The 14,405-nt window shown below is 63.3% G+C and carries 11 protein-coding genes; 8 read left to right on the forward strand and 3 right to left on the reverse strand.

Going from position 1 to position 14,405, the window contains the following annotated elements:
* Window positions 1-80: 80 nt before the first annotated feature.
* The 5 genes from trpB (at window position 81) to JI744_RS06015 (ending at window position 3,463) form a co-directional block, all read left to right on the forward strand.
* Window positions 81-1,313 (forward strand): tryptophan synthase subunit beta, encoded by a 1,233-nt coding sequence (gene trpB / locus JI744_RS05995; RefSeq protein ID WP_202658808.1) that lies wholly within the window; start codon window positions 81-83, stop codon window positions 1,311-1,313.
* A gap of 240 nt (window positions 1,314-1,553) precedes the next feature.
* On the forward strand, window positions 1,554-1,769 hold the full coding sequence (locus JI744_RS06000) for a hypothetical protein (protein WP_202658809.1): 216 nt from the start codon (window positions 1,554-1,556) through the stop codon (window positions 1,767-1,769).
* Complete coding sequence (locus tag JI744_RS06005) at window positions 1,747-2,322, forward strand: hypothetical protein (protein WP_202658810.1); 576 nt, start codon at window positions 1,747-1,749, stop codon at window positions 2,320-2,322. Before JI744_RS06000 ends, JI744_RS06005 begins: the two co-directional genes overlap by 23 nt.
* Window positions 2,323-2,413: 91 nt before the next feature.
* Entirely contained in the window at window positions 2,414-2,911 is a 498-nt protein-coding gene (locus JI744_RS06010; RefSeq protein ID WP_202658811.1) for a hypothetical protein, read from the forward strand.
* Between the two features lie 33 nt (window positions 2,912-2,944).
* Window positions 2,945-3,463 (forward strand): helix-turn-helix transcriptional regulator, encoded by a 519-nt coding sequence (locus JI744_RS06015; protein ID WP_202658812.1) that lies wholly within the window; start codon window positions 2,945-2,947, stop codon window positions 3,461-3,463.
* On the opposite strand, the gene JI744_RS06020 is transcribed toward JI744_RS06015, so the two are convergent.
* Both JI744_RS06020 and JI744_RS06025 read right to left on the reverse strand, forming a co-directional pair.
* Complete coding sequence (locus JI744_RS06020; protein WP_202658813.1) at window positions 3,448-3,816, reverse strand: DUF2237 family protein; 369 nt, start codon at window positions 3,814-3,816, stop codon at window positions 3,448-3,450. The two genes, JI744_RS06015 and JI744_RS06020, sit on opposite strands and share 16 nt — an antisense overlap.
* 68 nt (window positions 3,817-3,884) lie before the next feature.
* On the reverse strand, window positions 3,885-5,063 hold the full coding sequence (locus JI744_RS06025) for an FAD-dependent oxidoreductase (protein ID WP_202658814.1): 1,179 nt from the start codon (window positions 5,061-5,063) through the stop codon (window positions 3,885-3,887).
* Window positions 5,064-5,191: 128 nt separating this feature from the next.
* Between JI744_RS06025 and JI744_RS06030 the strand changes: the two genes are divergently transcribed.
* Window positions 5,192-7,957 (forward strand): DUF2339 domain-containing protein, encoded by a 2,766-nt coding sequence (locus JI744_RS06030; protein ID WP_202658815.1) that lies wholly within the window; start codon window positions 5,192-5,194, stop codon window positions 7,955-7,957.
* Here the strand turns inward: JI744_RS06030 and JI744_RS06035 are convergent.
* Complete coding sequence (locus tag JI744_RS06035; RefSeq protein ID WP_202658816.1) at window positions 7,954-8,547, reverse strand: NAD(P)H-dependent oxidoreductase; 594 nt, start codon at window positions 8,545-8,547, stop codon at window positions 7,954-7,956. The two genes, JI744_RS06030 and JI744_RS06035, sit on opposite strands and share 4 nt — an antisense overlap.
* A gap of 803 nt (window positions 8,548-9,350) precedes the next feature.
* Between JI744_RS06035 and JI744_RS06040 the strand changes: the two genes are divergently transcribed.
* Complete coding sequence (locus JI744_RS06040) at window positions 9,351-11,705, forward strand: Hint domain-containing protein (protein ID WP_202658817.1); 2,355 nt, start codon at window positions 9,351-9,353, stop codon at window positions 11,703-11,705.
* A 320-nt stretch (window positions 11,706-12,025) separates the two neighbouring features.
* Complete coding sequence (locus tag JI744_RS19080; RefSeq protein ID WP_268885776.1) at window positions 12,026-14,341, forward strand: Hint domain-containing protein; 2,316 nt, start codon at window positions 12,026-12,028, stop codon at window positions 14,339-14,341.
* The last annotated feature ends 64 nt before the right edge of the window (window positions 14,342-14,405 follow it).

Raw genomic sequence — 14,405 nt, forward strand, 5'->3', positions numbered from 1 at the left:
GGGGTTTCACACCCCCGCGCCCCCTTTTCCCCGGCGGCCAAGGACGCTACACCCGATAAGACAATGCAGGGGGTGGCACGATGGCCGAAGACGGTTTGAACAGCTTTATGACGGGACCGGACGAGGACGGGCGCTTTGGCATCTTTGGCGGGCGCTTTGTCAGTGAAACGCTGATGCCGCTGATCCTGGAGCTGGAAGAGCGTTACAACCACGCCAAGACCGATCCGGCCTTTTGGGCCGAGATGGACGATCTGTGGAAGCATTATGTGGGCCGCCCCAGTCCGCTGTATTTCGCCCCCCGGCTGACCAGCCATCTGGGCGGGGCCAAGATCTACATGAAGCGTGATGAGCTGAACCACACCGGCGCGCACAAGATCAACAATGTGCTGGGGCAGATCATTCTGGCGCGCCGGATGGGCAAGACCCGCATCATCGCCGAAACCGGCGCGGGCCAGCATGGAGTGGCAACCGCCACCGTTTGCGCCAAGTTCGGGCTGAAATGCGTGGTCTATATGGGCGCGCATGATGTGGAACGGCAGGCGCCGAACGTGTTCCGCATGAAGTTGCTGGGGGCCGAGGTCGTGCCCGTCACCTCGGGTCGCGGCACGCTGAAGGATGCGATGAACGATGCCTTGCGCGATTGGGTGACCAATGTGCGCGACACTTTCTATTGCATCGGCACCGTGGCGGGGCCGCATCCCTATCCGGCGATGGTGCGCGATTTCCAGAGCATCATCGGCAAGGAAGTGCGCTGGCAACTGGCAGAGCAGGAAGGCGAAGGCCGTCTGCCCGATACTCTGGTTGCTGCCATCGGCGGCGGATCGAACGCCATGGGCCTGTTCTTCCCGTTCCTTGATGACCCGTCGGTCAACATCATCGGGGTCGAGGCGGGCGGCAAGGGGGTTGATGACCGGATGCAGCATTGCGCCAGCCTGACCGGCGGTCGCCCCGGCGTGCTGCATGGCAACCGGACCTATCTGCTGCAAGACAACGACGGCCAGATTCTGGAAGGCTTTTCTATCTCGGCGGGCCTTGATTATCCCGGCATCGGGCCGGAGCATTCCTGGCTGCATGACATTGGCCGTGCCAAATACGTCAGCATCACCGATGCCGAGGCGCTGGAGGCGTTCAAGCTGTCTTGCGCGCTGGAGGGAATCATTCCCGCTTTGGAGCCGAGCCATGCCCTTGCCCATGTGGCAAAGATCGCGCCGACCCTGCCAAAAGACCATATCATCGTGATGAACATATGTGGCCGGGGCGACAAAGACATCTTTACCGTAGCCAAGCATCTGGGCGTCGAGATGAAAGTCTGACGTCAGCTTTGCCGCTGAGTGACCGGGCCGCCCTTTGGGGCGGCCTTTTTCGTTCTTCGGGACGAAAACGGCATAAACTTGGGTTTATTTCCCTCAACCCCATGCCGAAGACGCATGGCCTAAACCCTTGGGCAATGGCTGGGGTGCGATTCATCCCTCAAGCGTGGTCATGCCGATTGTCGGCAACCCATGCGGGAACTGAAGAACGGTCCCCGTCAGGAAACGCGAAAGGAATGACAGATGAAGACCATGATCGGAACGGCAGTTGCCGCCGCCATGATGCTTGCAGCCCTTCCCTCCGCCATTCCCGCCGCCCAGGCGCTGATTTCGGCCACGGGGCTTCACGGCGAAAGCGCCCCTCAGATCCGCGAGGCCCGTCGCAGCCGTGGTGCCGATGATCCGGCAGGCCATGTGCGCGGTGGCAAGGGGGCCGATGATCCGGTTGGCCACGGCTGACCACATCAACATGATCTCGGCCATAATTTTGGCCGGGATCGCATCAAATATAGGCACTGGTTTTATGAGGAAAGGCCAAACCATGCGCATGAAACTTCTTTCCGCCACGGCGCTTTTGTTGCTGTCGGCGACGTACAGTTCCGCAGCGATCACCGGGCAGGACATCGTTACGCAGTATCAATCGTCGGGCTACCAGTCGATCGAGGTCAAGGTCGGCCCGACCCAGGCCAAGGTTGAGGCCATCAAGGATGGCGTCAAGATCGAAGCCGTCTATGATCTGGCAACCGGCAATGTATTGAAGTCGGAAAACGAGACGGTTGATGCCAATCAACCCGTTTCGTCCAAGGTCGAAGTGGAGACCACTGACAAGGACTTCACGGACGGCAGCGATGACAGCGATAAGGCCGACGACCAGAGCGATGACGACAATTCTGGGTCTGGCAGTGGCGATGACGACGGTTCTGACGACAGCAACGATGACAATGGCGGCAGCGGCGGCAGCGGAGGAGATGGTGGTGGCGACGGCGGTGGCGACGGCGGCAGCGACGATTGAGCCAAGGAAAGCGAAAGCCTGCGGTCCGGTCTTGCCGGGCCGCAAGCTTTCAACGATCATTTATTCCTTCTAGGTGGGGAAGACTCTGGCAATGAACCGCCGGACAGTTCTGTTTTTGGGTGCGCTTGCATTGGGGATGACACCCCATTGCGGCCTTGCCGATATAGAGGATGCGCTTCTCCGTCGGCTGCGGGCCGAGGGATTCCAGGCCATAATCACCGAACGGACCTGGCTGGGCAGGGTTCGTATTACGGCAAACGGTGATCTGGGGCAGCGCGAGATTGTCCTTAACCCGCAGACTGGCGAGGTTTTGCGCGATATTATGATCATGCCTGACGGCAGTTCAGTGCCGACCAGCGTGGTTCAGATCAAGGATGAAAATTCGGGCAGCAACAGCGGATCGGGCAGCAACAGCGGCTCTGGTAGCAGCGGTGGCTCTGGTAGCAGCGGTGGCACTGGCGGCAGTAGCGGGTCTGGCAGCGGCAGCTCTGGCGGCGGCAGCGATGACGGTTCCGACGACAGCGGTGACGATGGGGGAGACGACAAGGGCGGGTCGAGCGGCAGCGACGGGGGGGGCGATGACAGCTGACGCCCGTGGCCCAATTTTTCAACAGGGTGCGGCATGACGCGGCTCTGGACTGTTCTTGCCATCCTGATCGTTCAGGTGGTCAGCGCCTTCTTTTTCGTTTCGGACATCCTGTCGTCTTATCTGCCGATCTGGTCCGGCCCCATTGCCTGGGAATACCGCGAGTTGATGGAGGTGGGTGCAGCCTTGGGGCTGGTGCTGGGAGTGGTTCTTGGTGCCTGGGCGTTGTGGCGCTCTCATATTGAGCGGCATCAGGCCGAAGAGCGGCTGCGCCGGGCTTCGGGGGCGTTCATGGACTTGTTGGACGAACGGTTCAGCGAATGGGGGCTGACCAAGGCCGAGGCCGATGTGGCGCTGTTTGCGATCAAGGGCCTGTCCACCGCAGAAATCGCCGGGCTGCGCCAGACATCCGAAGGCACCGTAAAGGCGCAGACGAACGCGATTTACCGAAAGGCCGGGGTCACGGGCCGGTCGCAATTGTTGTCGCTGTTCATCGAGGATCTGATGCGCGATGACGGGGCGCTGCGGGTCAAGCTGGCTCAGTCGGCGGCATAAAGCTCCAGCACGTCCAAGGGCAGGATTTGCAGGGTATTGGCGTGGGTTGCGTTCAGGCGGACCTGCGGGGCGGCCCCTTCCTCATGCGCCTGAAGGAAACGGGTGGCGCACAGGCACCATTGATCACCGGGTTTCAGCCCGGCAAAGCCGTATTCGGGGCGCGGTGTGCTAAGGTCATTGCCAAGGTATTTCGACAGCGCCAGAAATTCCGCCGTCATCAGCGCGCAGACGGTATGCAGCCCACGGTCCATCGGGCCGGTGTTGCAGCAGCCATCGCGGAAAAACCCGGTGGTGGGGTTGGCCGAGCAAAGCTGCAACGTGCCACCGCGAACATTGACCGAAGGTTCCTTCATGTGCGCCGCTCCTTTTGGCGGAATGTAGCGGGCGGGGCCGCCAAGTCCAGCCTTGCAGGATCAAACCGCTAAGGCCAGCGGGTTGAGGCAATCGGCGGCAGCAGATCGCCGGAAACCAGCGCCGTCAGGATATTGCGGAACCCGGGCAGGCCCGACAGCGGGGCCAGCATATGGTCGCGGATCATCGGCAAAAGGCGGCTTTGCGATTGATACATCGGGGTGAACAGCGCGCTCATCATCTGATAGGTGGTCAGGTGCCAGCGCCGCATCCGGGCATAGGTTGGCAGGGCTTGATCAACCGGCAGCCTTTGCAGCGCCAGTGTCAGCGCCATGGCATCCAGCAGCGCCATATTCGCCCCCTGTCCCAGTTGCGGGCTGGCCCGGTGGGCGGCATCGCCGATATGGACCAGCCTGTCGGCATAGGGTCGCGCCAGCGTGCCGTGGCCATAGCGGGCGGGTGTCAGATCTTCCGCACAGGTCACCCCTTGCAGAAAGGGGGCGATTTCGGGCCAGAAGGCTGCAACCTCGGCCTTCCATGGCTCTATCCGCGTCTGCGGCCAGCTATCCAGCTCGGCGCGCGGCTGTGACCAGAACACGGCGGCGCGGGGCGTCGGGTCGCCCGGCAGGCAGCCGATGGGCATGACCCCAGCCATGCGGTGCGCGCCCTGATATCGCTGGGTCAGCCGGTCCATTGGCAAGGCGGCGGCGGCGGGCCACGGCACCTGCCCCCAGACCGCGCCAAATGGTAGGGCACGCGACTGCAATGGCGACAGCGATGACCCCGCGCCAGAGGCGTCAATCACCAGATCGAAGGGCCCCAGATCGGCAGCGCCTTTGCGCCAGATCATCCGGCCCGAAGGCTGCGGCGCGGTGCCTGTAACCGCCGCTCCTGTGGCCATCGTGATACCTGCGGCCTGAACGCGATCCCACAGCACCTGAAACAAGGCCGCGCGGTGCATCGCCAGCCCCGGTGCCGTTGGCCGGTAGCGCACGTCCAGCACCACCCGCTGACCGGAATGGCCCAGCATCCGGCCAATCGGCTGGCCCAACTGGCGGGCCGCCGTTGCGGCGCCGATCCTTTCCAGCACCGCCATGCCGACGGGCTGCACCACCAGACCAGACCCCAGCGGGCGCGGCTGGTCAAACCGCTCGGTCAGCGTGACATGGTGGCCGTCCTGCGCCAACAGGCTGGCCGCGGCCAATCCGCCAATGCCCGCCCCGACAATTCCGATCTTTAAAGATGTCATGCGCCCATCTGGACCAAAGCTGCGCAGGTCCGCAAGCCGGGCAGGGTAACGCAGCGGGCAGGATTTCCCGACTGGCGGCAAAGGCCAAGCCGCTTTACGGTCCTGCAATATTTCCAAGCGGGGCTCCGATGGATGGTATTCTTGTTCTGATCGCATTGGTGGCGCTGGCCATTCCGGTTTCGATTATCGCGCTGTTCGTGGGGCAGGCCGGTCTGCGCCGCCGGATCGCCGCGTTGGAGGCCGGTCTGGCAATGCGGCCGGACCTGTCTGCCACCGACACCTTTGCCGAGGTTGCGCCCCATGTGACGCCGGTTGAGCCCGAACCCCGGGCCCCCGCTGCGCCCAACTTGCCCCCCGAAGTTGCGGCGGCGGAGGTTGCGGCCCCGCAGCCCGTGGCCTCTTCGGTCTGGAACCGGGCGCGCAAGGGCGGTGCCGAGAGTGCTGAGCCGCAAACCCCGCACGAGGCTGCTGCCCCAGCCCCGACGCCTGCGGTTCCAGCCGGCCCCTCGCTGGCGGCGCGGTTGTTTGGCTGGCTAAGTGAAAACTGGGTTTACGCGGTCGCGGCCGCCTCGCTGGCGTTGGCGGGCGTGTTCTTTGTGCAATACGGCATCGAGAATGGCCTGCTGCCGCCTGCCGCGCGGGTTGCTGCGGCCCTGCTGTTCGGGGGGGCGCTGGTTGCCGCCGGGGAATGGCTGCGCCGTCGCCATGGTGATGGCGAAGAGGTCAGCACTGCCTATCTGCCCTCGGTGTTCAGCGGGGCGGGGATCGTGTCGATCTTTGCCGCCATTGTCGCCGCGCGTCAGATGTATGGGTTGATCGACGAGACAGCAGCCTTTGCCGGTCTGATGGCTACGGCGGCAGGGGCGGTGGCGCTGGGCTGGTTCTCGGGCCCGCTGCTGGTTGTGGTGGGGTTGCTGGGGGCGGCGCTGGCGCCTTTTGTCGTGGGGGGCAACAGCGGTGCCGCGCCCTGGCTTTATGGCCATTACCTGCTGGTTCTGATGACCGGGCTGGCGGTGGATACGGTGCGCAAATGGCGCTGGCTGTCGGTGCTGGCGCTGGTTCTGGCCCATCTGGGGGCGGGGCTGTCGATGCTGGCCGGGGCCGGTGTGGCGGGGCATCTGATCTTCCTTGCGCTGTCGGCGCTGGTGACGGTGATCCTGTCGGATTTCGCGCTGATCCCGAAACTGGCGGGGCCGAACCTTGCGCAATTCGCCTTGACGCGCGGGGCCGGGGACAGGCCTTCGTTCCCGGTGCGGCTGTCGCATGGGGCGATGCTGGCCGCGAGCCTTGGGCTGCTGTTTCAGACCGGCACCGAGGGCGAGAATATGCTGGCCTTTGCCCTGCTGGCCGGGCTGGCGGTGCTGGTCTTGCTGTGGGCCGACCGGGCTGTGGGGCTGGATGATCTGGCGCTGTGGCCCGCGCTGGGCCTGTTGGCGCGGATGGTGGTAGAGGCGGCGGGCTCTGCCGAGGCCTATTGGACCTTTACCAGCGCCGATCTGGCGCTGCGCGCCCCCGAAACCGCGCCACCCATGACCGTCAGTTTGATTTTGGGCATGGCAGTGGCGGTGGGCCTTGCGGCTGCGTGGCGGTCGTTCCGGCCCGGTGCGCTGCGGCTGGGCTATGGGCTGGCGGCGGTGTTGGTCGCCCCGCTGACCGCGGCGGGGTTGGAGTTTTTCTGGCAGCCGTCGCGCGTGCTGGGGGCTTTTCCCTGGGCGGTTCAGGTTGTCGCGCTGGCCGCGCTGATGACCGCGCTGGCGCTGCGCTATGCCAAGGTGGATGGCGGCGACTTCCGCCGCGCTGCCTATGCCACGTTGTCGGCGCTGTCGCTGATTGCACTGGCGCTGTTCCTGCTGACCACCAAGGCGGCGTTGACGCTGGCGCTGGCGGTGCTGGCGCTGGTGGCCGCCCTGTTGGACCGGCGGTTCCGCCTGCCGGAGATGGGGCTGTTCGTGCAGGTGGCGGCGGCGGTGCTGTCGTGGCGGCTGGTGGCCGACCCGGGGCTGGACTGGGCCTTGGCGGCGCCCTTGGGGCAGGTGGTGCTGGCCTTTGGCGGTACGCTGGCGGCGCTGGTCGGGGCTTGGGTGGTGCTGCGGCCCCTGCAACGGGTGATCACGCTTGGCATCGTTGAATCGGCTGTGGCGGGGCTGGCGGTGGTGTTCGTGAACGTCCTGATCTCGCGCTGGCTGATGGCGCGGGGGCAGGGCGATGTGGCGGGCCACTGGCAGGTGGGGGTGCGGCTGCTGCCCTTCCTTGCGCTGATGGCGGTGCAGCTTTACCGGGCCGAGATGGGAGGGGCGCTGCGCATCGTACGGCAGGGGCTGGCGCTGATTGCGGCGGTCTGCGCGGCGGGTCTGATCCTGCTGTCGCTGACCGTCGCCAACCCGCTGCTGCAAGGCCCGTGGGAGGGAGGGGCAAAGGTGCTTGGCCCCCTGGTGCTGGATACGCTGTTGCTGGCCTATGGCTTGCCGGGCCTTGCGCTTTTGGCGCTGGGCTTGCGGTTTCCGCCAGTTGCGGGGCGGCGACTGTTGCGGCTGGGGGCGCTGGGCGTCGGGGCGCTGCTGGTGCTGGTGTGGACCGCGTTCGAGATCCGCCGTTTTTGGCAGGGCGATGTGCTGGGGGTGCCGGGGGTGCGGCAGGAAGAGCTGTATTCCTACACCGTTGCCATGCTGCTGATCGGGGCGGGGCTGCTGTATCAGGCGATTGCGCGGCGGTCTTCGACCTTGCGGGCGGTGGCGATGGCGGTGATCGGGCTGACAGCGGCCAAGGTGTTCCTGATCGATGCCTCTGGCCTGTCGGGCCTGACGCGGGTGCTGAGTTTCCTTGGCCTTGGCCTGTCGCTGGCGGGTCTTGCCTGGCTGAACCGTTGGGCCGGGCAGGCGACGCGGCGCGACTAACGCAGCAGCCGGTCCAGCTTGCGCAGAACGCGGGCCAGGTGGGCCGCGCGGCGGGCGGGCGTGGTGGCGTCAATGCTGTACAGCGCCAGATACCCCCGCCGGTGCAACGGGTGGCACAGCATGCCGACCGCACGTTGCAACTGACGTCTGCCGGGTTGGCCCGCGATCAGGCTGGGCAGGCGGCCGCCACCAAAGGTCGTGAACACCCCCATGGCCCGGATATGGCGCAGACCGGGCCGCAGCGCCCCGCCGTCGGTTGGCAGGTCAAAGGCGATGCCGGGCAGCAGAACGCGGTCCAGCCAGCCTTTCAGCATCGCGGGCAGACCCTGCCACCAGGTCGGATAGACAAAAATCAGCGCATCGCACCAGGCCAATGCCTCGGCATGGTGGAACAGCGCGCTGCGATTTCTGGTTGTATCGGCGTAATGCGCTAGATCGGTGGCACGCATCACAGGATCAAACCCTTCGGCGTAAAGGTCGATCAGCCGATACTCCGTGCCGCGCTGCGCGAGGTGGCCGATTATGCTGTCGCGCACAGCCGCAGAAAAGCTGCCGGGGTCTGGATGGCAATACAGGATCAGCGGGCGCATCGGACCTGATGGGGTTGTTTGGCGTGCAACCGGCCCTGCCGGTCGGGTCAGGCTATGCGGCAGGGGTGGGGGCGGCAAGCCCGGTTTTCCGGCACGGATTTCTGCAATGACCGCGCGCTTTTGACGGCGGTTGTCCAGACCGATTCGCGCCTTGGTCCAGCGCAACCGTTGCCAACCGGTTGCCGGTTGGGGTGCAGGCGCGGCATTGCGTATTCCCTGTGGATGCTGCGCCTGCAAATATGGCAGCGCTCGGGCAGAATATCGTCAAGGCGCTTTGCGGAACTGGCGGTTGTAATTGTCGGGTGCTTTGGAAACAATCATGACGTGTGATTTGGTCAAGCAAAAATCAACGGCTTGAAAAACAATAATTCTCCCATTGGTTGTATCTGAAAAGTCAACATTTCGATGACAATCCTGCGGCGCCTGACACCAGCCGAAAGGCGCGTTTTGCCATTTCAGCGCCGCAATTTGGGCTTTTTCTCTTCACGGGACGGGCTTGGCGGGTTAAAATTTCCTTACTGGAAAAACGGTGATCGCGGGGGCGGTCGGTGTTGTTCGCGCCAATGGGCGCAAGAAGGTAAATGCTGCTTTACGTCAGGGTTTTTTGACCGGGACGGACCATTGCAAACCATCCGGTGACAGGTCGGCCCTTTGGGGTCTTTTAGCGGCATTTTCCTTGCAACCCCCGACTGATCGACTGGGCAGCGCGCAGGGGTGTGGTGCTGCCAGCATTCCGGGCAATCGCCCGGAATGAATGGGCGACGGAGGGCCATGTTTTCGGCCTTCCGGGTTTGGAGTGTGCGATGCCGGTGTTTGCCGATTTCAACTTTGACGACACGGATGGTTATGCCCGTGACAGCGCCCCTTTGGGCGGTGAACAACTGGGCATTTACCTGCACGGCGCAACGCCCGTGGGGGGCAGCGCCGTGCTGGACGGGCGGGACGATCTGGTCAAGATTTTCCCCGACCCGATCTATCAGATGGATCAGGGCACGCTGAACCTGTCGTTCTCGCTGGGGTCCGCCGCACTGACTGGGCCGCAGACCGTGCTGTCCCGCGATGCCGAAGGCACCAATGCCGGTGATTTTCGGGTAGAGGTGCTGGCCGACGGCTCTGTTCTGGTTCGCCACGAGGGCGCGGACAGCACGGTGGCCTGGCAGACGGCAGCAGGCTTTGCCGCGCCGGGGGATACGGTGTCGCTGTCCTATTCCTGGGATCTTGGCGGGGCGGGCGGCAATCTGGTGCTGGCCAATGCGACCACTGGCGGCGGGTTTTCCGCCGCCGTCCCTAATACCCTGTCGCTGGAGCAGGACGGTGGCGGCAGCCCCTGGACGATCGGAGCCGGGCAAAGCCATACGCCTGCGGGCAGCCTGCAGGGCTTTGACCAGTTCTTTCAGGGCAGCGTGGCGCAGTTTCAGCTTTCAGATACTGTCGACAATGCTACCGCGCGTGACGGGATTGTTTCCGGGACTGGCGGAGGTGATCTGATCGACACCGCCTACACCGGCGACCCCGACGGTGACAGGGTAGATGCCAATGATGCCCTTTTGCCCGGCGATGGCCCGAACGATGACCGGATCGAGGCCGGGGCGGGCAACGATCTGGTGCATGGCGATTCTGGCGATGACAGCCTGTCGGGAGCGGCTGGAGATGACACGCTTTATGGTGGCGCGGGGGCTGATCTGGCGCGGGGCGGTGACGGCAATGATCTGATCGCCACGGCATCCGGCGCGGGCCTGCCTGACCGGGGGTATCCGGGCCTTTATGCCGCTGATGCCGATCCGTTTGACGACCGCGACACGGTTTACGGCGGCGCGGGCGAGGACACGATCCGCACCGGCGACGATGCCGACAGTGTGTTTGGCGGCGGGGGGCATGACCTGATCGACGGGGGTATCGACGATGACACCCTGTATGGGGGCACCGGCAACGATACGATCATCGGGGCCGAAGGGTCCGATCTGATTGATGGCGGCGCGGGCGATGACCTGATCTATGGCGGCTATGGCCCCGGCGTGCCCGATGCGGTGAACACCCCCGATGATGCGGGCGACCTACGCCCTGACAATGGGGCCGATTTCATTCTGGGCGGCGCAGGCGATGACACGATCTTTGGCATGGACGATGCCGACACGATCTATGGCGGCAGCGGCAATGACCTGCTGGATGGCGGGATCGACAATGACCTGATCCAAGGCGACGACGGAGCCGATACGCTGATCGGCGGCCATGGTAACGATACGTTGATGGGTGGCGCCGATAATGACCGGATCGACGGAGGAATCGGCAACGATCTGATCCAGGGTGGCGCGGGGGCGGACGCGCTGTTTGGCGGGGATGATGCCGATACGTTTGTCATCGGCGGGGCGGCTGAGGGCGCGGGAGACAGCGTTTCTGGCGGTTCCGGCGGAATTGACCATGACAGGCTGGTCCTGTCGGGGACCGGGCCGTTTCGGTTGGTCGATGTGGTGACGGACAGTGATGGTAACGGCCTTGATGGCCGGGTGGAGTTTCTGGACACAGATGGCCATGTGACGGGTGGCCTCAACTTTAGCAATATCGAGGAAATCGTGCCCTGTTTTACGCCTGGAACGCTGATCGCCACCCCGCGGGGTGAAGTGCCGGTCGAGAATTTGCGGGTCGGTGACAAGGTAATCACACGCGACGACGGCTTGCAGGAAATCCGATGGCTGGGCCACAAGGATCTGAGCTGGTCCGACCTGAGCACCCATGCGCATCTGAAGCCTGTGCTGGTGACGGCGGGCAGTTTGGGCGACGGCCTGCCCGAACGCGACATGATGGTGTCGCCTAATCACCGGATGCTGGTGGCGAATGATCGCACCTCGCTTTACTTTGACGAGCATGAGGTTCTGGTGGCCGCGAAGCATCTGTTATCGGGCAGCCGGATTTCGACGGTTGATGCGGCGGGGCTGACCTATATCCACTTCATGTTCGACCGCCATCAGGTGGTGCTGTCGAATGGGACCTGGGCCGAAAGTTTCCAGCCCGGCGACTATTCGATGAAGGGCATCGGCAATGCGCAGCGGCAAGAGTTGTTCGATCTGTTCCCCGAACTGAAGACGGATCAGGGCATCAACGATTATCATACCGCGCGGCGTGTTTTGCGCCGCCACGAGGCGGTGCTGCTGTCGCGCTGACATCATGGGTTGCAAGGCGGTTGTGTCCTGAGGCGCGGATTTGGCAAGGGGGGGCTTTGGCTCTCTTCCCCTGTGCCATGACCAGTGTTTCCAATCGGTAAACACTTCTTGGGTAATGTTTGGAAATATATGGATATTTTCTGAAAATACGCCCTATTCGCAAAGCCGCAAGATGGCTATTGTTTTAGCGATAATTGCCCGGTTTTGCCCCTTTGCCGGGGCTGACTTTTTTGAAGGATGACCCCGCGAGGCGGTTAAGTGTCGAAGGCCGCCGGACCGCATTTTTGGCGACGGCGCCATTCGTGTTTGGAGAGTGCGTCATGTCAACGATCACCGGCTCTGGCGGCAATGATACCTTGCAGGGCACGGGCGACAACGACCTGATTGACGCCTATGGCGGCAATGACACTCTTGCAGGCGGTGGCGGTGACAACCAGCTTTTCGGTGGCGCGGGCGATGACACGTTCCTGACTGGTGGCAGCTATGGCTCTGGGCTGGACAGCCAGTATGGCGGCACAGGCAATGACAGCTTTCTGATCGCGGCCTCGGCCAGCTATGTCATGGTCGAAGGCGGCGAAGAGCCGGGCGACCACGATGTGCTTACCCTGATCGGGGATACTGGCGCGGGTGTGAATATCGGCTTTACCGGCGCGGAAAGCGGCAGTTTCGGTTTTGCCGGTGGCGCGGGCGGTGTTTTCAGCCAGATCGAGGCAGTTGTGTCCACCGATGGCGATGACACGATCAACGCTTCTGGTTTGGCCGATGGCGTCACGGTTTATGCAGGCGGTGGCCACGATTTCATCAACGGTAGCGAAGGCAGTGATCTGTTTTCTGGCAGTGCCGGCACGGATGAGATTTTCGCCGCCGGGGGCAATGACACGGTTGATGGCGGCGCGGATGATGATTTCATCTATGGCGGTGCCGGTGACGATTCCCTGATTGGCGGGTCGGGCAACGACTATATGCAGGGCGACATCGGCAACGATACGGTGATCGCGGGCGACGGCGATGACTTTATCCGCGGCGATATTGGCAATGACTTTGTTTATGGCGGTGCGGGTGACGATTCCACCTATGGCGGCATGGGCAATGACCGTGTGTATGGCGGCGACGGGGCCGACCATATGTTTGGTGGTTATGGCAACGATTCGGTTTATGGCGGCGCAGGCAATGACATCATCACCGGGTCGGGCGAGTCTGACCTGATCTATGGCGGCGATGGCGATGATCATATGCAGGGTGCCGATGGTAACGACACCTTCTATGGCGATGCCGGTGCCGATACCATGCTGGGCGAGGATGACGCCGACGCTTTCTATGCCGGGTCGGGCGATATTGTTGATGGTGGCGAAACAACGCTGACCGGTACCGACGATGACACTCTGTATGTGACGGGCGTGCAGCACGTTCAGTTCGATGCCTTCGCGCCCGAAAACGGGCTGGTGACCTTCCTTGATGGCACCTCGATGAGTTTTACAAACATCGAGCATATTTACGCCGACGGCGCACTGATCCAGCCGCCCGATTACATCGTCGAGGGCACGGCGGGTGATGACACGATCGACGCCAGCTATACCGGCGATCCACAGGGCGACGTGGTGGATGGCAATGACAACATCTTTGGCAACAATGATGATGTGATCCGCGCCGGTGCGGGGAATGACTCGGTTGTGGCGGGCGACGGCAACGACAAGGCCTTTGGGGATGACGGCGACGATACGCTGCGCGGTGGCGCGGGCGATGATCAGTTGTCGGGCGATCTGGGCAACGATCTGCTGAAGGGCGAGGACGGGCATGACACGCTGACCGGCGGCGCCGGTGCCGATGCGATGTATGGTGGCGAGGGGCGCGACCTGTTTTATGGCGGCGTTGGCGATGGTGTCGATGGCGGCTCGACCGGCGACGATTATGACGTGCTGGACCTGCGGCAGTCGGGCCAGCCGGGCACCCGCGTCATTTATGACCCGAATAACCATGAAAACGGCGTTGTCGAGTTTCTGGATCACGATGGCAATGTGACCGGCACGCTGCGGTTTTCTGATATCGAGCAGGTGATTGCCTGCTTTACGCCGGGCACCCTGATCTTGACCGAACGCGGAGAGGTTCCGGTTGAAAAGCTGGGGCCGGGCGACCGTGTGATGACGCGCGATCATGGTTTGCAGCCGATCCGTTGGGCGGGGCGCCGCGATCTGTCGCAGATTGACCTGCTGGTGCGCCCCGAATTTCTGCCGGTGCGGATTGCGCAAGGCGCATTGGGGGCGGGCCTGCCAGAGCGGGATATGGCGGTCAGCCCGCAGCACCGAATGCTGGTGGCAGGGCACCGCACAGAACTGCTGTTTGGCGTGGGAGAGGTTCTGGTGGCGGCGCTGCACATGGTTGGCCTGCCAGGGATCGACCGCAGCGTGGTGGCGGGCGTCAGCTACATTCACCTGATGTTCGACCAGCACGAGATCATTCTGGCCGATGGCACCTGGTCGGAAAGTTTCCAGCCCGGCACCGCGACGCTGGACAGCATGGATGAGGCGCAGCGCGACGAAATTCTGGAACTGTTTCCAGATATTGATCAATCTTGTGCCTATCCGGCAGCCCGCATGTCCTTGCGCGGACGCGAGGCGCGGGTGCTTCTGTCTGTCTGACAGATTGTCTGACCTGTTAGGACGGGTGCCTAAATTTAAACATAAACTCCCGTAGCGATGACCT

The organism is Fuscibacter oryzae, assembly GCF_016765795.1.
GTDB classification, from domain to species: Bacteria; Pseudomonadota; Alphaproteobacteria; order Rhodobacterales; family Rhodobacteraceae; genus Fuscibacter; species Fuscibacter oryzae.

Coding starts and splice junctions, on each gene's coding strand:
- JI744_RS06010 (WP_202658811.1), top strand. CDS start 2,414: ATGAACCGCCGGACAGTTCTGTTTTTGGGTGCGCTTGCATTGGGGATG.
- JI744_RS06035 (WP_202658816.1), bottom strand. CDS start 8,547: ATGCGCCCGCTGATCCTGTATTGCCATCCAGACCCCGGCAGCTTTTCT.
- JI744_RS19080 (WP_268885776.1), top strand. CDS start 12,026: ATGTCAACGATCACCGGCTCTGGCGGCAATGATACCTTGCAGGGCACG.
- JI744_RS06025 (WP_202658814.1), bottom strand. CDS start 5,063: ATGACATCTTTAAAGATCGGAATTGTCGGGGCGGGCATTGGCGGATTG.
- JI744_RS06005 (WP_202658810.1), top strand. CDS start 1,747: ATGATCCGGTTGGCCACGGCTGACCACATCAACATGATCTCGGCCATA.
- JI744_RS06000 (WP_202658809.1), top strand. CDS start 1,554: ATGAAGACCATGATCGGAACGGCAGTTGCCGCCGCCATGATGCTTGCA.
- JI744_RS06040 (WP_202658817.1), top strand. CDS start 9,351: ATGCCGGTGTTTGCCGATTTCAACTTTGACGACACGGATGGTTATGCC.
- JI744_RS06015 (WP_202658812.1), top strand. CDS start 2,945: ATGACGCGGCTCTGGACTGTTCTTGCCATCCTGATCGTTCAGGTGGTC.
- JI744_RS06030 (WP_202658815.1), top strand. CDS start 5,192: ATGGATGGTATTCTTGTTCTGATCGCATTGGTGGCGCTGGCCATTCCG.
- JI744_RS06020 (WP_202658813.1), bottom strand. CDS start 3,816: ATGAAGGAACCTTCGGTCAATGTTCGCGGTGGCACGTTGCAGCTTTGC.
- trpB (WP_202658808.1), top strand. CDS start 81: ATGGCCGAAGACGGTTTGAACAGCTTTATGACGGGACCGGACGAGGAC.